Origin of the sequence: Pseudomonas sp. GOM7, assembly GCF_026723825.1 — a bacterium.
In the GTDB taxonomy this organism is placed as follows: Bacteria; Pseudomonadota; Gammaproteobacteria; order Pseudomonadales; family Pseudomonadaceae; genus Aquipseudomonas.
In genome coordinates this window covers 1849774-1872104 of record NZ_CP113519.1, presented here as the reverse complement: position 1 = coordinate 1872104, position 22331 = coordinate 1849774, and the positions used below count along the sequence as shown (strand labels likewise).

The following is a 22331-nucleotide window of genomic DNA, read 5'->3' as shown; positions in this document are numbered from 1 at the left end:
TGAAACCCGGGAGAGCCTGACCCCAGGGCCACCTGCCTCAGTGGCCTTGGGGATCAGCCGACGCCACGGGCATGGCCACAAGCAGACGCGGATGATCCTCACCGAACAGCGTCAGCAGGTACGCCTGCTGTTGCCGGTCGCCGCGTTCGCTCAGCCACTGCCGGCCACCCGGTAGACAGAGCACCAGGCGCTGCAGCAGGTAGCGTGGCGGCGCCGTCAGCAGCGGGTACCAGGGCAGGATCCCACCTGGCAATCCCAGTGCACGGCGCCCTTGGGCATCGATGAAGGTGCGCGCGATGCTCAGATGAATGGCTCGATTGAGTCTTCCGCGCAGCCACTGCAGATTCGGGTAATGGCGCTGCAACGGCTCATCGATCAGCGCCCTGCCCAGTTGCTGGCTGCTGGCATCGGCCGGCGCCTGAGACAGCAGGTTGTGATAGAGCGCGCAGATGGCGGCGTTCTCCTCGGCATGCAGCCAGCGCTCATCCACGCCCATCAGCCAGGCGATATAGCGCCACAGGTGCAGCACCGCCCGGCGCTCGTCCTTGCTCAAGGGCACGCCGAGCAGACGCTGACCGATCAGGAAGATCACCGAGAACGCCAGGTAGGTGGCGTGCATGTCGCCCTGGTTGACTGGCAGGCCGAAGTAGCTCGCATCCCACTCGGGCATGCTCGACACACGTCGGCGCACCAGCGCATGCACCAGCCGCACGTGCAGCGTGCCCCGGTAACCGGCGGCGCCACGGGCCATGCCGCCGGGCCGGGTGCAATCGATCCACCATTTGCTGGTTTCGGCAATGCGCCGCTGCGCGCCCTTCTCCAGGGCGCCGGTAAGCACCAGGGTGCGGTTGATGGCCGAGGCCTGATAGCCCGCCAGCAACCCCAGGTCACGCAGCACACGCATGCCGGTAAGCCCGGACAGGCAGCAGACCCGCGCGCCCTCGTCAAGCAGCTCGGCATCAAGCCAATCCGGTGTGGCCTCGACCTGGGCGAAGAAGCGCTGCAACGGCTGCGGAGCCTCGTCGATGGCCGCTATGCCCTGCTCCAGCGCCCGGTTGTAGAGCGGCATGGCCTTTGCCAGGCCGGTTTCGCTCATCCAGTCCAGCAGTGCATCCATGGCAGCGTCGCCCTGCATGAGCGACTCGCCGATGGCCTGCCACTGCGCAGGGCTGGGCTCGGCCGGCCCCTGGATGAAGCGTCGCACCGGCGCCGCCACCTGACGAGCACGCTGCAGGTCGGCGCCATGGCGCCCCGGCACGAACATGGGCTTGTTGGACATTTTCATACCTTGGTTGGCTGTCTGCTGAGGAAGTCGCTCTACGCTATTGCGACTAATTGCTCGCAAACAACTCGCGGATGCCCAGTGCATGAGAAAGCAGCCCAAGCAACAACGCGCCAACCAGATGATCGCCCTGCTGCTGGAGGCCACGGCCCTGGAAATCGCCGACCGTGGCCTGGATCGGCTCACCACCAACCACGTCGCGCAACGGGCCGGCGTCAGCATCGGCTCGCTTTATCAGTACTTCGCCAACAAGGAAATGCTCGTCGAAGCGCTGCTGATGCAGAAGGCCGAGCAACTGCTGAAGGGGGTGCAGGAGCGCCTGAGCCCGCTACTGGGTCAGGACATCGCCACCGTCACCCGCGCCATCCTGCTCGGCATCTTCGAGCAGGTGGCCGAGGACAAGGCGCAGCGCGAGCTGTTACGCCACTGGCACACACTCAACGCGGCGCCCGTGTTCCAGACCCTGGAGCGACAGATGACCGAGCTGTGCCGGCAATACCTGATGCGCCATATCGACGAATACCGCATCGACAACCTGCCGGCGCTGCTGTTCGTGCTGATCAATGCGGTGCAATACACCACCGCGCGTTACCTGAGCGAGGAACACTCGATGCTCGGCCAGGACGAGGTGATCGAGACGCTAGTAGGAATGGTCGAGGCGCTGTGCCAGCCGAGCGCCAGCACGTAGCCTGGGTAGAGCGAAGCGAAACCCGGGAGCGAATTACCTGGGTTTCGCGGTGCTCTACCCAGGCTACATGTCCACCGACGGGGGATGTAAAGCGCGACCCCAAACACCGTGGGAGGAGCTTCAGCGGCGACGATCGCGGCTACGACGGCCATGACAGTGCAACCGTAGGGTGGATCACGCTTCACCGATCCACCATGTGGTGGATGTAAAGAGCGACATCCACCCTACGCTCTCAGATACCGGCGACCACCGCGCAGAAGCCCTGTGCGCTGCTGGCGAACTGGCTGCACAGGTGGTTGATGGAGGTCATCAGCACCTGGTCGGGGGTGGCGGCGAAGTCCACCGACATCATCACGCTAAGCATGGTGATGGTGACGATGGAGAACATGAACAGCTTGCGCGCCCACACGCGATCATCGGCGGCCTTGTAGCCCGAAACGCCCATCCACAGCCAGTAGGCACCGCTCAAGGCAGCCACCACGAAGTAGCTATAGCCGGCGTAGCCGCTGAGTGTCAGCATCAAGGTCGCCACCACGAAGGCGGCGATGTACAGCACGATCTGCCGCTTGGCAGCCGAGATGCCCTTGATCACTGGCAGCACCGGGATGTTCGCGGCCTGGTAGTCGTTGAAACGGAAGATGGCGATGGCATAGGAATGCGGCATCTGCCACAGGCTGAAGATCAACAACAGGATGGCCGCGCCGGCATCGAACTCGTTGCTCACCGCGCAGTAGCCAACCACGGGCGGAGCCGCCCCGGACAGGCTGCCGACCAGGGTGCCGTACACCGAGCCACGCTTGAGCCACAGGCTGTAGAGGCCGACGTAGACCACAAAGCCCATCAGCACCAGCATCACCGCCAGGGTGTTGGTGGCGGTGTACAGCAACGCCACCCCCGCCACCCCGAGCACGCAGGCATAGACGATGGCGTGCACAGGGGAAATCAGCCCCTGCGCCAGCACCCGGTTGCGGGTGCGCTCCATCTTCTGGTCGATGTCGCGGTCGATGTAGTTGTTGAACACGCAGCCTGAGGCGATCACCAGGGAAACCCCCAGCGCTGTCGCAAGGTACAGCGCCAGATTCGCATCGCCGCGCGAAGCCAGGAAGAAACCGCCCGTCACGGAAATCAGATTACCGAAGACGATGCCCGGCTTGGCGAGGTTGAGGTACTGCTTCAGGAGCGCACGCATCAGTTGATCATCATGTGATAGTGCATGCTCCACATGATCCACACCGACAGGCCGACCACGAACGCGATGATCAGCACAGTGAAGATCATCGAAATCACGTTCCAGCGGCCTTCAGCGTCGGTCTTCATGTGCAGGAAGTACACGAGGTGGACGAGCACCTGCACCAGGCCGAACAGCACCACGGTGATCAGGGTGACGCCACGGCTCAGGCCCAGCAGCTCAGGGTGCATGACCAGGGCGAAGGGAATCACCGTGAGGATCACCGAGAGGATGAAGCCGGTCAGGTAATCCTTGAAGCCCACGGCGTGGGCGGCGTGATTGTCTTGGTGAGCCATTTACAGCACCCCCATCAGGTAGACGACGGTAAACACGCAGATCCACACCACGTCGAGGAAGTGCCAGAACAGGCTGAGCAGCCCCACGCGGGTCTTGTTGGTGTCAGTCAGGCCGCGAGTGCCGACCTGGAACATCAGCACCAGCATCCACAGCAGGCCGGCACTGACGTGCAGGCCGTGGGTGCCGACCAGGGTGAAGAACGCCGACCAGTAGGCGCTGACCTGCGGCCCTGCCCCTTCATGGATCAGGTGACGGAACTCGTACAGCTCGATGCTGATGAAGCTCACACCGAACAGGAAGGTGACCGCCAGCCAGCGCAGCACCGCGCCCTTGTCACCGCGGTAGGTGGCTAGCATGGCCATGCCGTAGGTGATACTGGAGAACAGCAGGGCGAAGGTTTCCACCAGCACCAGGTGCAGGCCGGGGCGCAGCATCTCCTTGGCGGTGGGGCCACCGGCGAAGGCATTGCTGAGCACCGCGAAGGTGGCGAACACCGTGGCGAAGATCAGCAGGTCGGTCATCAGGTAGACCCAGAAGCCGAACAGCTTGATGCCACTGGTGTCGTGGTGGTGCTCATGACCATCGTGGCCATGAGCGTCGTGTGAATAATGGGGTTCGTAAGCGCTCATGGTTATGCCTGTACGACTGCGTTTGCTTTGGTTTGACGATGCGCCTGCTCGATGCGCGCGATTTCCTCGGGCTGCACGTAGTAGTCGATGTCCTCGTCGTAGGAACGCACGATGAAGCTGGCCACGGCACCGACCAGGCCGACGATGGCGAGCCACCAGATGTGCCAGATCATGGCGAAGCCGAAGGCGATGATGAAACCGGCCACCACCACACCGTTGCCGGTGTTCTTGGGCATGTGGATCGGCTCGTACTGCTCCGGCACCGGCATCAGCTCGACACCGTTCTTCTTCGCTTCATAGAAGGCGTCGATCTTGTCCGCCGTCGGGATGACCGCGAAGTTGTAGAACGGCGGCGGCGAGGACGTCGCCCACTCCAGGGTACGGCCATCCCAGGGGTCGCCGGTCACATCGCGGTTTTCCTTGCGCTTGAGGTAGCTGGTGACGAACTGCACGATGGTGAACACGATGCCGATACCGATCAGCACGGCGCCGACCACGGCCACCTCGATCCACGGCACCCAGGCCGGGTTGTCGAAGTGGTTCAGGCGACGGGTCATGCCCATGAAGCCCAGCACGTACAGCGGCATGAAGGCGAAGTAGAAGCCGATCAGCCAGCACCAGAAGGAGTAACGGCCAAAGCGGTCGATCAGCTTGTAGCCGAAGGCTTTCGGGAACCAGTAGATGATGCCGGCCAGGTAACCGAACACCGCACCGCCGATGATCACGTTGTGGAAGTGGGCGATCAGGAACAGGCTGTTGTGCAGCACGAAGTCCGCCGCCGGCACCGCCATCAGCACGCCGGTCATACCGCCGATGGAGAAGGTCACCAGAAAGCCCAGGGTCATCCAGGTCATGGCGTTCAGTTGCAGACGGCCACGGAAGATGGTGAACAACCAGGTGAAGATCTTCACCCCGGTGGGGATGGCGATGATCGAGGTCATGATGCCGAAGAAGGCGTTGACGCTGGCCCCCGAACCCATGGTGAAGAAGTGGTGCAGCCACACCACGAACGACAGCACGCCGATGGCCGCGGTCGCCCAGACCATCGAGGCATAGCCGAACAGGGTCTTGCGCGAGAAGGTCGCCACCACTTCGGAGAACACGCCGAACGCCGGCAGGATGAGGATGTACACCTCCGGGTGACCCCAGACCCAGAACAGGTTGGCATACATCATCGGGTTGCCGCCCAGTTCATTGGTGAAGAAGTGGAAATCCAGGTAGCGATCCAGCGACAGCATCGCCAGGGTCGCGGTCAGCGGAGGGAAGGCGCCGCAGATCAGCACGCAGGTCACCAGGATGGTCCAGGTGAAGATCGGCATCTTCATCAGGCTCATGCCTGGGGCACGCATTTTGAGGATGGTGGCGATGAAGTTGACCCCCGTCAGGGTCGTCCCCAGGCCTGATAGCTGCATGCTCCAGATGTAGTAATCCATCCCCACGCCTGGACTGTACTGAATCCCCGATAACGGCGGATAAGCCACCCAGCCGGTCTTGGCGAACTCGCCCAGGCCCAGCGACAGGTTGATCAGCAGCGCGCCACCGACGAACAGCCAGAAGCTCAGCGAGTTCAGGTAGGGGAAGGCCACGTCACGCGCGCCGATCTGCAGCGGCACGACGATGTTCATCAGGCCGGTGACCAGCGGCATGGCCACGAAGATCAGCATGATGATGCCGTGCGCGGTGAAGATCTGGTCGTAGTGCTCGGGCGGCAGGTAGCCCTGGCCGTCGCCGTGGGCCATCGCCAGGTGGGTACGCATCATGATGGCGTCGGCGAAACCCCGCACCAGCATGACCAGGCCGACGAGGATGTACATCACGCCGATCTTCTTGTGGTCCACCGAGGTGAGCCACTCTTTCCACAGGTAGCCCCACTTCTTGAAGTAGGTCACCGCCGCGAACAGCGCCAGACCACCCAGTGCCACCACGGCCAGGGTGATCATGATGATCGGCTCGTGATACGGCACCGCATCCAGAGTCAGTTTTCCAAGGATATTCATTCCTGCACCTCCGCAGCGCCATCAGTCATGGCCGTGCTGTGAGAATCTTTCAGGTCCACGTACTGACCGATCACCTTGTTGAACAGGTTCGGCTCGACCTGGCCGAAGTAACGAACCGGGTAGATCGGATAGCGATGGTTGACCATCTCGCCGGGCTCCCCCACCTGCTTGAAGGTGGCGAAGTCCATGACCTCGGGGGATTGCTTGACCTTGTCGACCCACTGCGCGAAGGCATCGTCGCTGACCGAGTGGGTGGTGAAGCGCATGGCCGAGAAGCCTTCGCCGCTGAAGTTGCCGGACTGGCCGAAGAACTCGCCCTGCTCGTTGGCGATCAGGTTGAGCTGGGTGCGCTGGCCGCCCATGGCGTAGATCATGCCGCCCAGTTGCGGGATCGACAGCGCGTTCATCACCGTGTCGGAGGTGATGTGGAAGGTCACCGGGGTCTTCTCTGGGATGACCAGTTCATTGACCACGGCGATGCCCTGATCCGGGTAGATGAACAGCCACTTCCAATCGAGCGAGACCACCTCGATGTTCAGCGCCGGCTTGTCCGAATCGATCGGGCGATAGGGATCGAGCGAATGCGAGGTTTTCCAGATGATGACCGCCAGAACCGCGACGATGATCAGCGGAACACCCCAGACGATCAGTTCGATCTTGTGCGAGTGCGCCCAGTCGGGCATGTAGGTGGCCTTCTCGTTCGACTCGCGATAGCGCCAGCCAAACCAGAAGGTCATGACGATCACGGGGATGACCACGATCAGCATGAGCCCAATGGAGATCAGGATGAGGTTGCCCTGCTCGACACCGATCTGCCCTTTCGAGTTGAACAGTGCCCAGTCACATCCACCGAGCGCTGAGCAGGCAATCGCCATCGCCAACCAGCGCACCAAACGATGGTACTTCTCTTCTTTCATGTCACGACCTTCAACTGAGTGATGCCCACTTTCGGCGCCAACGCCGTGCGGCCCATCGAGCAAAAGGCCGCCAACGGATGCTCAAGAACTCGAGCATCCGTGCAAGCGAAGCGGTAGAACCGTGGGATAGACCGATGTTGAAGGCTGTGAATCCCTCGCACAATTGATTAGCAGCCTATTCATGAGGCTGCTGCCGGCTCCTGGAATACATATTTCGCAACATATGCGCAAAGTTTTGAAACACTTGCCGGCAAGTACCCCGCAAACAAGCCAAGGGTGCGACAAATGATCACACCCTCGATTTAGAGCCTTTTGTCAGCGAATTGACAGGAATCAATGACATGTAATTTGCCGGCGTCGAGAACAGCCACGCCTCTTGACATTACAAGAAATATGGGAATCGAAATTTACCAGATGCAAGCGTTGCGCTTGTGTAGGCGCGAATTCGTTCGCGATAGGCTTTGGCCTCCGAGGAGCACACCTGAAAGCGCCCCGGATTGCATCCGGGCCACAACATCCACCACCCGAGGTGCAGGCAGCCCCAGCTACTGCCAGGCGCAGTAACAGCCCACCGCCAGGCCGCTGGCCAGGGACACATGGCGCCCCTGGGTCAGGGCATCGAGTACCGGCTCGACGAAGCTGTTGCTGGAGTTGCACACCAGCCCTTCGCTGTAGGGGCCGGCGTAGGCCAACTTGCCGTCGCGATCCCAGATGGCCAGGGCCGGGCTGGCCGGCAGCGCTTCCATGCCCTCGATGCCGGGCAAGGGCTGCATCCGCCCGCGCAGGAAGGGTGCGATCTCACCCTGGCTACCCGGCTTCTGCACGCTGTAGAACGCCACATCGGCATTGCGGTGCAGTCCGATCAGGTAACGCAGGTGCGCGTCGGTTTCCGCGTTGCAGGGGCAGTCCGGGTCCCAGAAGTGCACCACGCGGATGGAGCCGGGCCCGGCCAGCTCGGGCGGCAGCTTCAACTCGCCCTGACCGAAGATCACCGTCTGCTCGGCATAAGGCCGCAGATAGGCGGCGCCGCTGAGCCACCAGATCAGCACCACGATCCCCAGCGCCAGCACGCAGAAGCCCACCACCAGGTGCTTGAAGCTCAGGCGTTGCAGCACCTTCATGGCTGATGGCCGAACTTGCGCAGGAACTGCTTCTCCATCTCCTGGCAACTTTCCTCGGTGAAGCTGCGCTCGGTGGCCTGCGCGCTCTTCCAGCAGGCCTCGATGGCCGCATGCTCGCCGGCCTCTATCTCGCCATCCTGGGGGCGGGTCATGATGTAGATGAGCCCGGCGAATATCAGCACCACGAAGGCCAGGCCAGCCAAAAACAGGCCCAGGCAGCCACGGCGCCCCAGCCCCGATTTTTCTTCACTTGCACTCATCTTTCTCGGTTTCCGCATTCATCAGTGGTTGGCTCGCCCCAGCGCCGGGACGAGCGCCGATCATCAACCTTCAACCAGCGTCCACTGCTTGTTCAGGCGCTTGTCCGATACCGCCATCTTCGTCCCCAGTTGCTGGGCGAACAGCGACACACGGTATTCCTCCAGCATCCAGCGATACAGCGTGAGCTGCGGGTCACGCTTGCCTTCCTGGGCATGTTTGGCAGCACGTGCCTGGTACTGTTCCCAGTAGCCAGTCAGCTCGCCCGTCCACACGCGGTCGCGCTGCACCTGCGCACCGACCTTATCCAGGCGCTGCTCGATGGCCTTCAGATAACGCGGAATCTCCTTGAGCCATTCGCCCGGCGTCTCGCGCACGAAGCCGGCATAGACCAGATTGGCCAGTTGCTGCTTGATATCGTTGAGCGCCATGGCCTGGGCCAGGTCGATCTTGCCCTTGAAGCGTTTTTGCAGGCCATGGTTGAGCTTGAAAATTTCCAGCACCAGGCGAGCGATACGCTCGGCATGCGCCGTCCACTCGCCGCGCTTGCGCTCGGCCAGTTGCGCCAGGGCCGCGCCATCGCGTGGCAGCGTGGCTTCGCCGTCGAGGATGCAGGCATCCAGGCTGGCCAGCAGAATGTCCTCCACCAGCGCCTCGACGCGGCCGATATCGCGATACAGCAAACCCAGCTCGGTCAGCCCCGGCAGCTTGCCGCGCAGGAACTTGGCCTGCTCGGCCAGTTGCTGCAGCAGCAGGCGTTGCAGCGCACGGCGATGCTGGAAGTCGGCCTCGGCCTGGGTCGGGAAGCGCCCTTCCTTGACCACCCCACCCTCCTCTACCAACGCCGGGTAAACGGTCATGGAAAGCCCGGCGATCTTCTGCTGCGCCTTCTCGGCCACCTGGGCGAAGGCCTTGGCCTCCACCGCTTTCGGCTTGTCACTCTGCTGCGGGATGGCCAACGCGGCCTGGCTGGCCTCGGCGAAACGTGCGGTCAGTTCGGCCAGGTCGCGGCCTTCACCGAGGAACTTGCCCCGCGCATCCACCACCTCGATATTCATCTTCAGATGGTTTTCGATGCTTTCAGCCGCCTCCGCCCAGGCCTCGTCGGACACTCGCGCGCCGGTCATGCGCAGCAGCTCCTGGCCGAGCGCCTGCGGCAACGAACCCTGGCCGAATACCAGCTTGTCCAACGCCGCGCCGACAAAGTCCGGTACCGGCACGAAGTTCTTGCGCAGCGCCTTGGGCAGGCCACGCACCAGTGCCACGCACTTGGCTTCCAGCAGGCCCGGCACCAGCCATTCCAAGCGCTCGGGCTGCAGTTGCGGCAACAGCGGCGCCGGCACGCGCAGGGTCACGCCGTCACGCGGGTGGTTGGGCTCGAAGTGATAGGACAGCGGCAGTTGCAGCTCGCCGATGCGCAGGGTGTCCGGGTACTGCGCAGCGGTAACCTCCCTGGCATCACGGGCCAGGGCGTCCTCCTCACGCATGATCAGCAGTTGCGGATCGGCCGCGCTGCCCTTCTTGTACCAGCTCTCGAAACTGGCGGCCTGGTAGATGTCCTGCGGGATGCGCGCGTCGTAGTAGCCGAACAGGGTTTCCTCGTCGGCGAGAATGTCACGGCGGCGCGACTTGGCCTCCAGCTCGTCGAGGCGTTCCAGCAACTGGCGGTTGGCGGTCAGGCAACGTGCGCGGCTGTTGATCTCGCCACGCACCAGGCCCTCGCGAATGAACATCTCGCGCGCCACCGGCGGGTCGATGGGGCCGTAATGCACCGGGCGGCGACCGACGATGATCATGCCGTACAGGGTGACCTGCTCGTAGGCCACCACCTGGCCGCGCTTCTTCTCCCAATGCGGTTCAAGATGGTTCTTCTTCACCAGATGCGCCGCCAGTGGCTCGATCCAGTCCGGCTCGATCTTCGCCACCATACGGGCGAACAGCTTGGTGGTTTCCACCAGTTCAGCGGCCATGATCCAGTTGGGCTTCTTGCGCCCGATCACGCTGGACGGGTGAATCCAGAAACGCCGCTGGCGCGCGCCGAGGTAGTCGCCCTCCTCGGTCTTCTGGCCGATCTGGCTGAGCAGACCGGCGAGAATCGCCTTGTGCACGGCAGCGTAGTTCTTCGCCCGCACCGCCGCCTCGCTGGCCTCGGCCTGCTGGCGGGCGATGGCGTTGACGCGGGTGTCCTTGGTCGGTGCCGGGTTTTGAGCCTTTTCGTAGGGTGGATGGCCGGAGCCATCCACCTTGGCGGACGCGTTATCCACCTTACCTGCACCTTTGCCCATCAACTGCAGGTCACGCGCGATCAGCACCAATTGCCGGTGCGCGTCGCGCCACTCGCGCAGGCGCATATAGTTGAGGAAGTTCTTCTTGCACCAGGTGCGCAGCGGGTTACTGCCCAGCTCCTGGCGTTTCTCCTCGAAGCCGCGCCACAGGTTGATCAGCGCGGCGAAGTCCGAGTCCACATCCTTCCACTGCGCATGGGCCTGGTCGGCGGCCTGCTGGCGATCCATCGGTCGCTCACGCGGATCCTGCACCGACAGCGCGGCGGCGACGATAAGGATTTCCTCCAGGCTGCCCTGCTTGGCGCCTTCCAGCACCATGCGCCCCAGGCGCGGGTCGATGGGCAGGCGCGCCAGTTGCCGGCCAATGGGCGTGAGCTGGCTTTCGCGGTTGACCGCCGACAGCTCCTGCAACAGGTTGAAGCCGTCGCTGATGGCCTTGCCGTCTGGCGGCTCGATAAAGGGGAAGTCCTCGATGCTGCCCAGGCGCAGGTGCAGCATCTGCAGGATCACCGCCGCCAGGTTGGTACGCAGAATCTCCGGGTCGGTGAATTCCGGGCGCCCGAGGAAATCTTCCTCGCTGTACAGCCGAATGCAGATACCCGGCTCGACCCGCCCGCAACGGCCCTTGCGCTGGTTGGCGCTGGCCTGCGACACCGGCTCGATGGGCAGGCGCTGCACCTTGGCGCGGTAGCTGTAACGGCTGATGCGCGCGGTGCCGCTGTCGATCACATAACGGATGCCCGGCACGGTCAGCGAGGTTTCGGCGACGTTAGTGGCCAGCACGATCTTGCGCCCGGCCATGGGCGCGAAAATCTTCTGCTGCTCGGCCGGCGTCAGCCGCGCATACAGCGGCAGCACCTCGGTGTGGCGCAGATTGGCCTTGCGCAGCACCTCCGCCGCCTCGCGAATCTCGCGCTCGCCGGGCAGGAACACCAGCACGTCGCCGGGGCGCTTGCCCACGCTGCGCTCGTGCTCGGCGATCTCGTCCAGCGCGGCGAGAATACCCTGGTCGATGGACAGGTCATCGAGCAGACGCTCCCCCTCCTCGTCCACCTCGGCCGCCAGCGGGCGATACCAGGTTTCCACTGGGTAGGTACGACCGGACACCTCGATGATCGGCGCGTCGTTGAAGTGCTTGGAAAAACGCTCCAGATCGATGGTCGCCGAGGTAATGATCAGCTTCAGATCCGGGCGACGCGGCAGCAGAGTCTTCAGGTAGCCGAGCAAAAAATCGATATTGAGGCTGCGTTCGTGCGCCTCGTCGACGATGATCGTGTCGTACTTTTCCAGAAAGCGGTCGTGCTGGGTTTCGGCGAGCAGGATGCCGTCGGTCATCAGCTTGATCAGCGTGCCGTCCTTGCTCTGATCCTCGAAACGCACCTGATAGCCGACCAACTCGCCCAGCGGCGTGCCGATTTCCTCGGCCACCCGCGTCGCCACACTCCGCGCCGCCAGCCGGCGCGGCTGGGTATGGCCAATCAAGCCATGCACGCCCCGGCCGATTTCCAGACAGATCTTAGGCAACTGCGTGGTCTTGCCCGAGCCGGTCTCACCGGCGATCACCACCACCTGGCTCTTTTCCAGCGCGGCCTTGATCTCGTCGCGCTTGGCGGCAATCGGCAGCGCATCGTCATAGCGCATCGCCGGGATACTGCTACGCCGCGCCGCCACCTTGTCGCTGGACGCCTGAAAACGCTCCAGCCACTGCGCCAGCTTGGCCTCGTCGGGGTGCTTCTGCAGCTCATGCAACTGCCGGCGCAAGCGATGGCGCTCGGCTATCATCACGTGGTCGAGGTTGTTCTGCAGCGTGGCGAGGTCAGTCATCTGGATCGGGGCAATCAGGGCAAAGGCGGGATTGTCGCAGATTCGAGCCCTGCCCGCTGCCGGGAGCACGCTCGTAGGGTGGACTCAGGAGCGCCAGCGAACAGTCCACCGGCCAGAACAAAGGCGTACTGCTTAGCGAGTATGCAACGTTGACGGTTTCGATCAATTGTAGGAAAGGTTGAGTGGAGCGAAACCCGTCACGATTTAACCTGATGACCTCCTCGCCGCCTTGAAGACCAAGCTTCTCTTCCTGATCTACAACCAAAGCGGTAATTGGCACGCACACCCATAATGATATCATCGCGACATCAGACAGCCACCGAAGGGATTCCATGTTGAGCAAATTAACTGAGCCAAATAGCGCAATTTCCTCATGGAGTGGGTTTGTATATCAGGGAAAGGTCGCGCTTTATCACTCTTTGAAATTGATAATTGAGGGCGAGAGAGACTTCGAACTGCAGCTAGATAGTACCGATGACTTTGCAATATATAAAGACGGTAAACTTCTTAGCGCCCATCAAGTTAAAGCCAAAGTTGGATCAACCAGAGGCAGCTACACCAAAGCACTAAAAAAATCCGCAGAGATTGATGATCATAGAAAAGCCGGAACCAATCGGTACTTCCATGTATCCGTAAGCATAGACGACACGTCGGACTACAAACCAGAAAACGGTGAAACAGTAAAATTTTATGAGTACAACGGCCAAAGGCACTGCGGACTCAGTGAAATAGAAGAATTCACAAAACAGCTCATAAGAACTATATTTAATGACACCAAGGGCTTTCCACCAAGCGAACGCCTCACCGACCAAAATTATAGCCTAGTTTCGGAAAGCATCAGTAGCAAGGCCATAGAAATACATAAGATAAATCAGAACGATGGAATTTCTGAGAACAAGGCGGCTTTCGAGAACCGTATACACGCTTCCAAACTTCTAGCCGCTCTCTTATCCGAAGGACTTCAAAATGATATCGAATACTTTGCAACAGAATTAAGAAAGAACCTCTTCGACCACCTCGAAAAAACACTTGACGACCTGTTACCAGAAATAAATGATAAGCAGTATTTTCGAGCTCAAGATCTATTCTCATACCTGCACAACTTAAACTCAGAAGACCTCCAACGTCTCTGCCAGGTCATGAAGCCTTCCGAAAATTTTTCAAAGATACAACACGAAGACATCGGAAGATATTCTGAGTTAATACAGGGTTTTTGTATCGACCCCATTTTCCAGCGTCTGCCGCACTATATGGACTCTGACTCAAACTTCTATCTACCGACAGCGCTAACATTATTAAGCGATCGTGAATGCCGCGCATGCGTAGACAGGATCAGGGAGGAGATGAAGAACAACAGAAGGTTGCAACCCCTCCTTTTCGAATACCGCAATTTGATTGCCTTTTCCGCTCTCAATTCATTCTGCGTCGAGACAAAGATCATAGAGAATGATGGTTCAGACCCAAAGTACGAATCGAAAGACCAAGACAACAAGATCACTCGCGAACTAACCATCAATGTAATAACAAAACCGGAGGCAGAAGGAAAGCTAAATGCTTAAAGGAATAATCAGCAATGCATTAACTGAGCAGGCGTTCTCTTTAGTTCATGAGTCAGAGCACTCTTCTTATTTTCTTCGCCTGCATGGGGAAGCAGCCCGCTTCGCGATTGTGCATGAAATGACAGAGTTGCAGCCTCCAGAATCACTAAATGAAGCAGCCTCTCTTGGCGCCCCTAAAGAGTTCGTCGAGCACCCCGCCTTCAAGAAAAACTGCGACTTAATTTGCCTACTACGACTAGAGAAACTCTCAGAATTCAAAGAGCTAGAAAATAGAATCTTTGCAATTGAAGAAGACGCGTACCACTACAAGAAGTACGTCCTTTACTATACTAAAGAGGAGGAGGATTGCTTAACTGGATTTAAGTTTGCCGACCTCCTACAAACCATATCAGACAAGAGCCAATTTGACTCTTACAAGAATTCTCCCCTTTCCTCATCCACTTACAGTATTGCCGCAAAAATATTTATAAAGATCCCATTCCTCATACTGAACCATGAAAAGCGCGAGCTCGTTCCATTAAAGCTTCAGGCAGAAGCTGCAGTAGCAGAATCAGACCTAACAGAGCTTTATAAAAAAGTGCAAGATCTAGACAACACTGATGACATTGCCACAGACGACCTAATCAAGGAATTGATTAAAAATGAACTGGAAAATATCCCGGATTGAGATTGCCAGTTTTAAGGCATTTAAACATATATCTCTGAACCTAGAGTCCGCCTCACTCTTAACTTTAGATGGCCCAAACGGCTTCGGGAAGACCAGTATTTTCGATGCTATCGAACTGCTCCTGACAGGAAAAATAGCGAGAATTGAGCGCCTTTTCGATAAAGTAATGATTGGAACGAAGAAAAGGTATGAGGACAACTTATTCTGGAATGCGCGCTCTCAAGGCAATGACCTCCACATAAAAATTGAATTTAAGTCAAACGATGAAAAAATAGTTCTCGCCAGACATGCGCCAAGCGAAAGTCTCTGGCCAAAAGACAAAAATAAGGCAAACGATTTCTCGCTATTCAAACTCTATAAGCTAGACAACTTTGAATCAACCGACTTCACTGATAAGAACCTGAAAAGCGATGATTTAATATCCGAGCTTTTTGGACAAAATTTCCAAGAAAATTACTCCTTTCTGAACTACCTAGAGCAAGGCCAGAATGAGTATCTTTTTTCGACCAGCCTAAATAACCGAAAGAAGGCGCTTGAAAGCCTAATCCAATCAGGCGCTATAGTTGCAGAAATTAACAAGTGTAAGCGCCTGGAAAAGAAATTAACTCAGAGACTCAGCAAAGATCGCCTGGAAGAAGAGTCTCGGCTTGATAGAGAAAGTCAAGCACTCCGCGCAATGCTAGAGAACGGGCTAGAAGGTGTCACATACGAGAAGCTTAGCACTGCCGACATTCAACCGAGCTGGGACAAGGAAGTATTATTTTCTGGATACTCAAAAGAGATTCACGACAATTATGTCACAGAGATACGCAACATAATCGATTTACTGCCTTTAAAGCAAGCCATCAAGATTAGAATATCCAATGAAAAAATCGAGACCTACATTTCCAAAAACAACAATCTGTTACGAGCTCTAATCCAAGTTGGCAAGACCACAGGAGAGCTCGCTGCTCTATCAGTAACAAAATCCAATATCGACTTTTTGTCATTATCTCTGTCAACGCTGGAAAAGGGTGCAGCAAGCATTGGATTTGATGAAATCCGTACAACTCCTGGCTGGCAACCTGACGAGTTTCTCGACCTTGAAGAGCAGATTAAAAGTCGTGACCTACTAAACTCTTCCTCAGCAGCGAACGCCGCAGCTATTGCCGAAATTAGCAAGCTAAAAAAAGAACTCCTCGAAAATCATTTCAAAATTTATCCTAATGACAATACCTGCCCACTTTGTTCGCAGGATTGGAAGTCGCATGAAGAGTTACTCTCTGCAATAGAGAAAAGAGCCCAAAAGCTATCTGAAAGCCTAAGCGAGGACGGTAAAAAACTTGTACAGGTAATCGAATCGATAGCAAAGGCAATATCAGTTTTGACTGCGCGTGTAAATAGCGATCTAAAGTTTGAAAAATCAAACTATGATCCAGATCTTCACCGGGTGCTTCGTCGGCACAAAGAGATAATTCAACGAATACAAGATCTCGGCAACCAGCTTACCAAAAGAGGGATACTCTACCCAGACACGTACACGGTAGATCCTGAGGAGGAGGAGAAGCGGTTAGCGGATTTGATTGCTTTGTTTCGCGCTCAAAAGCAAGAAGAAGTTGCAGACATTCCAGATCAGTGGAGCTCTGTAATATCCACCGCTTTCAAAGACGAGACTGATTTCTATGTACTGGAGCGCGACGCGCTAGAGACAAAACTAAAGTACATTTCACTTAAAGCAAACGAAGCAAAGAGCACAACACTGATAGGCATTACCCAAAGACTGGACACTATCCGAAAGGAGAATAAAGCGACAACCAGAATCAAGGAACGAATTGCATCCTTGCGCGGAACCTTGGAACGAGTAGAAAAAGCTTACTCCGACCAGACAATATCTGAAATAGAACTGGTCTTCCACGTATACAGCGGAAGACTGATTCAGAACTATCAGCGCGGACTTGGGCTATTCATTGAAAGCAAAGACGGCAATCAACTTCGATTTGCGACTGCTGAATATTCAGATCACGATGCAATCTTATCCATGAGCTCTGGCCAGATATCGGCATTGAGTCTCGCCTTTTTCCTCTCATTGAATAGAGTCTACTCAGGCGTCCCCATAATCATGATCGACGATCCATCTCAATCCCTGGACGAGGTAAACATTGCATCTTTGACAGATCTTCTACGCTGCGAACTCAAAGATAGGCAATTGATTGTCTCATCTCACGAAGATGACATCTCCTCGTATATGAGGTATCGATTCACAAGAGCCGACCTATTACCTCTAACGTTCAATATGCAAGCTCTTAGCAGAGAGCCCCGTTAGTTGGAGCAAGCGACATTCTAGCCAACACATCTCACGGCCAAGGACTCAAAAAAGCAAAATGGGGATAGATTTATTTATCTGTCCCCACTCGCTTCTGGCCGATAGCAGCCACCCCACACCTTGCCCTGTTCTCCACACCGCGTTACCGCGCATAGGCTGGACTCAGGAGCGACGGCGAACAGTCCGCCAGGCCTGCCAAGCCTTACAGCACTAGGAGCGCTCGAAATTTCATTGGCGTACTGCTTCGCGAGTACGCCCTTGTATCTCGACCAAAGCCTTTCAGTGAGGCTATGGTTCCCGACTGATCATCGGGGGAGGAGTTGCAAGCCGAGTACGCCCTGAAGCCTTGAGCCTGTAACGTAGATTGCGCTGCGCTCCTCCGCACTCATCCAGTAAGTCCGAACGGTATCCAGAGCCTCGAGCTCGCATAAACAAGGTTGGACGGATGCAGTGACGATCAGCTACCCAAAGGAGGAGGAGATGAGCACAGTTGTGGGTATCGACATCGCCAAGCACACCTTCGACATCGCGACCCTTCAGGCCAATGGCAAGCATCGCACCAAGGCCAAGCTGAGCAACGACCCGAAGGGCTTTAAAGTTCTGCTGCAATGGTTGGGCAAGCATGCTGAACCGCAGGCTTGGATCGTGATGGAGGCGACCGGCATCTATCACGAAGCGCTGGCTGAATGGTTGTACGAGCATGACTATAAGATCTGCGTATTGAATCCGACGCAGATTGCGCTTTATGCCCGCAGCCAGTTGCAGCGCGTGAAGACCGACAAGGTGGACGCCAAGCTGATTGCCGATTATGGCCATCTGCATCAGCATAAGTTGCGTGCCTGGAAGCCCGAGCAACCGGAGATCAAGCGCCTCAAAGCCCTGAATCATCGTCTGAAGGATCTTCAGGAGTTGGAGCGCATGGAACAGAACCGTCTGGACGTGACCAGCGATGTCAAAGTCGCTGCGTCGATTCGGTCGGTACTTGAGCATATTCGCCAGCAGATCGCTGAGACGCTGAAAGCGATCAAGCAGCACTTCGATGACAACGATGACCTACGAGGCCAGCGCGACTTGCTTAAAAGCATCGATGGCATTGCCGACAGAACCGCTACGTTGCTGCTGGCAGAGCTGGGCGACATGCAACGTTTCGGTGACAGTCGCGATGTTACGGCTTTTGCAGGTTTGAACCCTAAGCTGCAGGACTCGGGGAAGCACAAAGGGCATGTGCGCATATCGCGGATGGGCTCTTCAGTGTTACGTGCAGGGCTTTACCTGCCAGCAGTAGTCTCCCTGACCCACAACGCCGCGATCCGAGCGATGGCCAAGCGGCTAAAGGCACGAGGCAAGGCCGGCAAACAGATCGTCTGCGCGGCCATGCGCAAGCTGCTTTGCATCGCTTACGGCGTACTCAAATCCGGCAAACCCTTTGACCCGCAGCTAGCCATTGCGAGATGACGGGTAAGACGGTATCTACACGCTATGAGGTTAAGCGCACGACGGCAGCCACTCCCCACCTTGCCCTCTCCCCTCACCCGCGCTACAGTCCGCCCCGTCACGGTCAATCCCGTGACCGGGTGTGGTAGCCCGATTCACACGAAGGCGCGGTAGCGCCATAGTCGAGAGCAGGCGCTTTTTTTGTGCCTGCTGTTTTCTCGCGCATTTATGGCGGGCCGTGTGAGGCAGGCTTCGGCCTGGCCGGCGTCCTTCGTGGGTCGGTCTACCACCCTTGCACGGTCCGCCTCCATTTCGTGTGGTAGCGAATGGAACGCGGCTCCTTAAATCCACGAAGGAGCATAAGGAAAATGCACTATCCCCCTTTTACCCAAGGGCTCCGCCCTGGGCTGCTGGCTGTCGTGTCGACTTCCGTTTTGGAGGTGCTGCATGACCAAGTCTGAATCCGTCGTTATCCCCTTCCCCACACCACGCAATCCCTTGCATAGCCATGTGGCCGACGAGTGCCCGTTGCAGGCAGCAGCCGAGTACCGCGCAGCGTTGCTGACCAAGCTGCTGCGTCGAATACCGGAGCCAGAGCTGGCAAGCACCACCAGCGCGCTGCTCAGCGAGTTGATCGTGCTCTACCGCCGAGCCATCACCCAGGCAGCCGGGAGGGCCGAGCATGATTGAACTGCAACGCTACCTCACCCACCTGCCCAGCCATGATGGGCAACCGCCTGCCAGCTTCGGCTGGAATGCAGATTGCCAGGTGAGCTTCGACCATGGTGTGCAGACCGCGCAGGCCTGGCTGGACAACGCCAATAGCGCCTGGCTGTGGGCCAATCTGTTAATGGAACGGCAGCTATACCCGCCAGGTGCGCAGCGCCATGCCTTCGAGCTGGGTTTTCTCAGCCGCATCCACCAGCGCCTGTGCTCGCCATTGGGCGGCGAGCATCAGGCCTTGCGGACGGAGTTGCGGCTGTAACGACTCAGGCGAGGGCATGCCCTCGCCTCTTCATTTAGCAACGAATTTTGTGTGCACCGCTCACAAAGCTGAACAATTAGCCCAGAAACTCGCCGCAACGGTGGATGAAAAAGCGTCATCCACCCTACGGTGAAACCAAGGCGTAGGGTGGACAACGCGGAGCTTGTCCACCTCGCCTCACTTGAAGACACGGCCCAAGAGCCATTGATCGCTCCACGCTCCGCCCTCGACGCTCCAGCGTCCGCCACGGGCAGTTGCGTGCTGTGCTGTGACGCAGAGCGCCACGGGATTGCTCCCATGCAGGAGCGTGGGAGCCATCGTTTTTTGCATGCACCGCTCACAACGACTGGGCAAGCACCGGGCGACGCACAAGACGTTTCTTACAGCCGCAAGCCCGAGTATCACGGCGTTCACCCTAAGCCGATGGCTGATCGATGGACGCCGAACAGAAGAGCAGCCGCTCCACGCTGCATCATCAGAACACGCACAAGGGGAACTCCGCAAAGTGGACCACTCATTAAGTCTTTGATTGGATCAATACCTTGAGCCTCTTAGTTGTCTTAATAGGAGCAGACCTTACTGACTTCTCCATCTTCAAAAGGTACTGCTCTATGGCTCGTCTTAACTGGTTTGAGGCTTCACCCGGTGCTGCTAGAGCGCTGGGAGGACTGCACCATTACGTCACCACCGGAACGAACCTGCCGCCTCAGCTCATACATCTCGTGTTCTTGCGGGCATCGCAGATCAATGGATGCGCGCACTGCATCGATATCCATTCACGAGACTTGATCAAGGGAGGTATGTCGGTAGAAAAACTGATGCTAGTGCCAGTCTGGCATGAGGCCGCGCACCTGTTTTCCTACCAGGAACGTTCCGCCTTGGCCTGGACGGAAGAGGTGACCATGGTCAGCGAAACGCATGTTTCTGACGAGGCCTATGCGGCAGCATCGTCCGCATTCACCCCGAAAGATCTGGTCGACCTCACGGCAGCTATCGCAGCCATGAACGCGTTCAACCGCATGGGTGTCAGCTTTCGCTTGAGCCCTGCGGCGAAGGCGTGAGCCGGCATCAGAGCAAGGTTTTCTGGAGATATCCGACCATGTCGACAGGAAGCCAGTAGAGTGGATCGGAACGCCGCTCGCTCCCTCGCCTGGTTTTTCAACGGTCTGCTAGGGCCTGCTGAAGGATTGCCGCGCACGCTCAACTTCTGCCCTGATCGCACAGTCAGTTGCATGGTCGTTGATCAGTCCCATGGCCTGCATGAATGCATAGACGGTCGTAGGCCCCACGAACTTCCAGCCTCGTCGCTTCAGCTCCTTGGATAACGCCACCGATTCGGCAGATGACGAGGCGCTCTGAGGTTCGGTCGAGCCGACAGTACGGGGCTCGTATTGCCAAAAGAAGGAGGCTAACGCCCCTTCCGCTTCAACGAGGTCACAGGCACGGCGCGCGTTGTTGATGACCGCCTCGATCTTGCCTCGATGGCGGACAATACCCGGGTCTTGCAGTAGCCGCTGCACGTCGCGGTCATCGAACTGGGCGATTCGCTTGAAATCGAAGCCATGGAATGCAGCGCGGAAACTATCGCGCTTGGCCAGGATCGTGCGCCAGCTAAGGCCCGACTGGAAGGCCTTGAGGCTGACCTTCTCGAACAAGCGCCTGTCATCGCCAACAGGGAAGCCCCATTCCGTGTCGTGATACCTGAGAAACTCAGGTGCTGCAGCGCACCAGCGGCAGCGATGCAGCCCGTCGGCGCCAACGATGGTCTGGTTCATGGCTTCAGCTCCCCATCAGCAAGAACTGCAGTCGAGGATCTGCCTTGGAGGGGGTCATCGCTACGATTTCCGTCTGCACGACGTCCTCCACCACGAACGGATCGCTGCTGAGCCGCTCCTCGAGCTGAGCTAGCGTAACCCCACTGGCCAGAATCACCCCACCGGCTTGCGGCTGCAGGCTGCCGGCCAAGAGAAAAACGCCGTCGTCGAATCCGCGCGCCAACCACTCCTTGTGAGCCTGCATCAACTGACCAGCCTGATCACGCCTGGCTGAAAACCTTAGGAACACGATGAACATGGGACTGCTCTCCCTGAAGTGATCACTCGGTCTTGGTCATTGCTTCGCCGGCGACAGCGTCCAGCCATGCGCACATGCGCTCAGCCTCTCGCTCGACGAAACACTCGTCTTGAAAAGCATGGGCGAGCACTGCAACGCCCTGACTGAATGCCAACACATGCATCGCGAGCGAATCGGCATCAGCCTCATGCCCCAGTTGAACGAACTGCTGGCATAACCAGGAGCGGAACAGGGCAAATAGCTGGTTGGATTGCGGTTGTGCTGGATGGCCAAGCTTGGCCAGCTCGCTACAGAGCGTGCCGACTGGGCAACCATGGCGAATGATCTGCGGCCGATTCGTGATCACGATGAGGATGAAGCGCTTGATGCGCTCGGAGGGAGAACTGCTCTCGTTCTCCCATGCCCGAAGCATCTCTGATATGGCTGTCATGCGCTTTTCGATGACAGCATCCAGAATCTCGTCCTTGCTCTTGAGGTGGTAGTAGAAGTTGCCACGGGATATGCCCACGGCATCGGCGATGTCGGCGAAGGAGGTGTGTTCATAGCCCCGCTCATAGAACAGCCTGTCCGCCTCATTGACGATGCGCTCGCGGGTAGTCATGCCTGTCATTCAGTATCAGCCTCGCGCCAATAGGACAAACGACCTAATCATGAAGCGAGATTAGGACACTCATCCTAATCGGTCAAGACTGAAGTCGTTCGGCCATCCGCCGCAACGGTGGATGAAAAAGGCGCCATCCACCCTACGGCGAAGTCTCGGGCAGGGTGGACAACGCGAAGCTTGT

20 protein-coding genes are annotated in these 22331 nt (G+C 58.0%); 8 read left to right on the top strand and 12 right to left on the bottom strand.

The features are described from left to right. Positions 1-37 precede the first annotated feature (37 nt). Positions 38-1279 (bottom strand): oxygenase MpaB family protein, encoded by a 1242-nt coding sequence (locus tag OU800_RS08415; RefSeq protein WP_268182819.1) that lies wholly within the window; start codon positions 1277-1279, stop codon positions 38-40. An 88-nt stretch (positions 1280-1367) separates the two neighbouring features. Between OU800_RS08415 and OU800_RS08410 the strand changes: the two genes are divergently transcribed. Next, entirely contained in the window at positions 1368-1970 is a 603-nt protein-coding gene (locus OU800_RS08410) for a TetR/AcrR family transcriptional regulator (protein ID WP_268182817.1), read from the top strand. A 232-nt stretch (positions 1971-2202) separates the two neighbouring features. Here the strand turns inward: OU800_RS08410 and cyoE are convergent, their stop codons facing one another. From cyoE to hrpA, 8 genes are all read right to left on the bottom strand, one after another. After that, complete coding sequence (gene cyoE / locus OU800_RS08405; protein ID WP_268182816.1) at positions 2203-3159, bottom strand: heme o synthase; 957 nt, start codon at positions 3157-3159, stop codon at positions 2203-2205. Next, positions 3159-3494, bottom strand: a complete 336-nt coding sequence (gene cyoD / locus OU800_RS08400; protein ID WP_268182813.1) for a cytochrome o ubiquinol oxidase subunit IV — start codon at positions 3492-3494, stop codon at positions 3159-3161. The genes cyoE and cyoD overlap by 1 nt, the downstream gene beginning before the upstream one ends. Next, positions 3495-4124, bottom strand: a complete 630-nt coding sequence (cyoC, locus tag OU800_RS08395; RefSeq protein WP_268182810.1) for a cytochrome o ubiquinol oxidase subunit III — start codon at positions 4122-4124, stop codon at positions 3495-3497. 2 nt (positions 4125-4126) lie between these two features. Continuing rightward, positions 4127-6115: a cytochrome o ubiquinol oxidase subunit I gene (cyoB, locus tag OU800_RS08390; protein WP_268184242.1), complete on the bottom strand. Its 1989-nt coding sequence runs from the start codon at positions 6113-6115 to the stop codon at positions 4127-4129. Positions 6116-6117: 2 nt separating this feature from the next. Next, positions 6118-7038 (bottom strand): ubiquinol oxidase subunit II, encoded by a 921-nt coding sequence (gene cyoA, locus OU800_RS08385; RefSeq protein ID WP_268182808.1) that lies wholly within the window; start codon positions 7036-7038, stop codon positions 6118-6120. 545 nt (positions 7039-7583) lie between these two features. Next, positions 7584-8159, bottom strand: a complete 576-nt coding sequence (locus OU800_RS08380; protein ID WP_268182806.1) for a DUF6436 domain-containing protein — start codon at positions 8157-8159, stop codon at positions 7584-7586. Further along, on the bottom strand, positions 8156-8419 hold the full coding sequence (locus OU800_RS08375; RefSeq protein ID WP_268182804.1) for a hypothetical protein: 264 nt from the start codon (positions 8417-8419) through the stop codon (positions 8156-8158). The genes OU800_RS08380 and OU800_RS08375 overlap by 4 nt, the downstream gene beginning before the upstream one ends. 63 nt (positions 8420-8482) lie before the next feature. Continuing rightward, positions 8483-12526, bottom strand: coding sequence for an ATP-dependent RNA helicase HrpA (gene hrpA, locus OU800_RS08370; RefSeq protein WP_268182802.1), 4044 nt, complete (start codon positions 12524-12526; stop codon positions 8483-8485). 332 nt (positions 12527-12858) lie between these two features. Between hrpA and OU800_RS08365 the strand changes: the two genes are divergently transcribed. From OU800_RS08365 to OU800_RS08335, 7 genes are all read left to right on the top strand, one after another. Next, positions 12859-14085, top strand: coding sequence for an ABC-three component system protein (locus OU800_RS08365; RefSeq protein WP_268182800.1), 1227 nt, complete (start codon positions 12859-12861; stop codon positions 14083-14085). Beyond that, complete coding sequence (locus OU800_RS08360) at positions 14078-14752, top strand: ABC-three component system middle component 1 (protein WP_268182798.1); 675 nt, start codon at positions 14078-14080, stop codon at positions 14750-14752. The genes OU800_RS08365 and OU800_RS08360 overlap by 8 nt, the downstream gene beginning before the upstream one ends. Next, on the top strand, positions 14727-17054 hold the full coding sequence (locus OU800_RS08355) for an AAA family ATPase (protein ID WP_268182796.1): 2328 nt from the start codon (positions 14727-14729) through the stop codon (positions 17052-17054). Before OU800_RS08360 ends, OU800_RS08355 begins: the two co-directional genes overlap by 26 nt. 480 nt (positions 17055-17534) lie before the next feature. After that, entirely contained in the window at positions 17535-18509 is a 975-nt protein-coding gene (locus OU800_RS08350) for an IS110 family transposase (RefSeq protein WP_268179870.1), read from the top strand. A 426-nt stretch (positions 18510-18935) separates the two neighbouring features. Further along, positions 18936-19178: a hypothetical protein gene (locus OU800_RS08345; RefSeq protein WP_268182795.1), complete on the top strand. Its 243-nt coding sequence runs from the start codon at positions 18936-18938 to the stop codon at positions 19176-19178. Then, positions 19171-19473 carry a LasR-specific antiactivator QslA gene (locus OU800_RS08340; RefSeq protein ID WP_268182793.1) on the top strand — a complete coding sequence of 101 codons (303 nt, stop codon included), beginning with the start codon at positions 19171-19173 and terminating at the stop codon, positions 19471-19473. The genes OU800_RS08345 and OU800_RS08340 overlap by 8 nt, the downstream gene beginning before the upstream one ends. 611 nt (positions 19474-20084) lie before the next feature. Beyond that, entirely contained in the window at positions 20085-20534 is a 450-nt protein-coding gene (locus OU800_RS08335; RefSeq protein WP_268182790.1) for a carboxymuconolactone decarboxylase family protein, read from the top strand. 108 nt (positions 20535-20642) lie between these two features. On the opposite strand, the gene OU800_RS08330 is transcribed toward OU800_RS08335, so the two are convergent. From OU800_RS08330 to OU800_RS08320, 3 genes are read right to left on the bottom strand one after another with little or no spacing between them, the layout of a single operon-like run. Then, a complete protein-coding gene (locus OU800_RS08330; protein ID WP_268182787.1) occupies positions 20643-21248 on the bottom strand; it encodes a DNA-3-methyladenine glycosylase I in 606 nt (201 codons plus the stop codon). A 4-nt stretch (positions 21249-21252) separates the two neighbouring features. Then, positions 21253-21546 carry a YciI family protein gene (locus OU800_RS08325; RefSeq protein ID WP_268182785.1) on the bottom strand — a complete coding sequence of 98 codons (294 nt, stop codon included), beginning with the start codon at positions 21544-21546 and terminating at the stop codon, positions 21253-21255. Between the two features lie 22 nt (positions 21547-21568). Further along, the gene (locus tag OU800_RS08320) at positions 21569-22147 is read right to left on the bottom strand and encodes a TetR/AcrR family transcriptional regulator (RefSeq protein WP_268182782.1); all 579 of its coding nucleotides are present in this window, start codon (positions 22145-22147) and stop codon (positions 21569-21571) included. Between the last annotated feature and the right edge of the window lie 184 nt (positions 22148-22331).

What these genes read in the sequence shown, in the direction of transcription:
- OU800_RS08380 (WP_268182806.1), bottom strand. Translation starts at nt 8,159, where the DNA reads ATGAAGGTGCTGCAACGCCTGAGCTTCAAGCACCTGGTGGTGGGCTTC.
- OU800_RS08335 (WP_268182790.1), top strand. Translation starts at nt 20,085, where the DNA reads ATGGCTCGTCTTAACTGGTTTGAGGCTTCACCCGGTGCTGCTAGAGCG.
- OU800_RS08375 (WP_268182804.1), bottom strand. Translation starts at nt 8,419, where the DNA reads ATGAGTGCAAGTGAAGAAAAATCGGGGCTGGGGCGCCGTGGCTGCCTG.
- OU800_RS08345 (WP_268182795.1), top strand. Translation starts at nt 18,936, where the DNA reads ATGACCAAGTCTGAATCCGTCGTTATCCCCTTCCCCACACCACGCAAT.
- cyoE (WP_268182816.1), bottom strand. Translation starts at nt 3,159, where the DNA reads ATGCGTGCGCTCCTGAAGCAGTACCTCAACCTCGCCAAGCCGGGCATC.
- cyoC (WP_268182810.1), bottom strand. Translation starts at nt 4,124, where the DNA reads ATGAGCGCTTACGAACCCCATTATTCACACGACGCTCATGGCCACGAT.
- hrpA (WP_268182802.1), bottom strand. Translation starts at nt 12,526, where the DNA reads ATGACTGACCTCGCCACGCTGCAGAACAACCTCGACCACGTGATGATA.
- OU800_RS08410 (WP_268182817.1), top strand. Translation starts at nt 1,368, where the DNA reads ATGAGAAAGCAGCCCAAGCAACAACGCGCCAACCAGATGATCGCCCTG.
- OU800_RS08365 (WP_268182800.1), top strand. Translation starts at nt 12,859, where the DNA reads ATGTTGAGCAAATTAACTGAGCCAAATAGCGCAATTTCCTCATGGAGT.
- cyoA (WP_268182808.1), bottom strand. Translation starts at nt 7,038, where the DNA reads ATGAAAGAAGAGAAGTACCATCGTTTGGTGCGCTGGTTGGCGATGGCG.
- OU800_RS08355 (WP_268182796.1), top strand. Translation starts at nt 14,727, where the DNA reads ATGAACTGGAAAATATCCCGGATTGAGATTGCCAGTTTTAAGGCATTT.
- cyoD (WP_268182813.1), bottom strand. Translation starts at nt 3,494, where the DNA reads ATGGCTCACCAAGACAATCACGCCGCCCACGCCGTGGGCTTCAAGGAT.
- OU800_RS08330 (WP_268182787.1), bottom strand. Translation starts at nt 21,248, where the DNA reads ATGAACCAGACCATCGTTGGCGCCGACGGGCTGCATCGCTGCCGCTGG.
- OU800_RS08415 (WP_268182819.1), bottom strand. Translation starts at nt 1,279, where the DNA reads ATGTCCAACAAGCCCATGTTCGTGCCGGGGCGCCATGGCGCCGACCTG.
- OU800_RS08320 (WP_268182782.1), bottom strand. Translation starts at nt 22,147, where the DNA reads ATGACTACCCGCGAGCGCATCGTCAATGAGGCGGACAGGCTGTTCTAT.
- OU800_RS08350 (WP_268179870.1), top strand. Translation starts at nt 17,535, where the DNA reads ATGAGCACAGTTGTGGGTATCGACATCGCCAAGCACACCTTCGACATC.
- OU800_RS08360 (WP_268182798.1), top strand. Translation starts at nt 14,078, where the DNA reads ATGCTTAAAGGAATAATCAGCAATGCATTAACTGAGCAGGCGTTCTCT.
- OU800_RS08340 (WP_268182793.1), top strand. Translation starts at nt 19,171, where the DNA reads ATGATTGAACTGCAACGCTACCTCACCCACCTGCCCAGCCATGATGGG.
- OU800_RS08325 (WP_268182785.1), bottom strand. Translation starts at nt 21,546, where the DNA reads ATGTTCATCGTGTTCCTAAGGTTTTCAGCCAGGCGTGATCAGGCTGGT.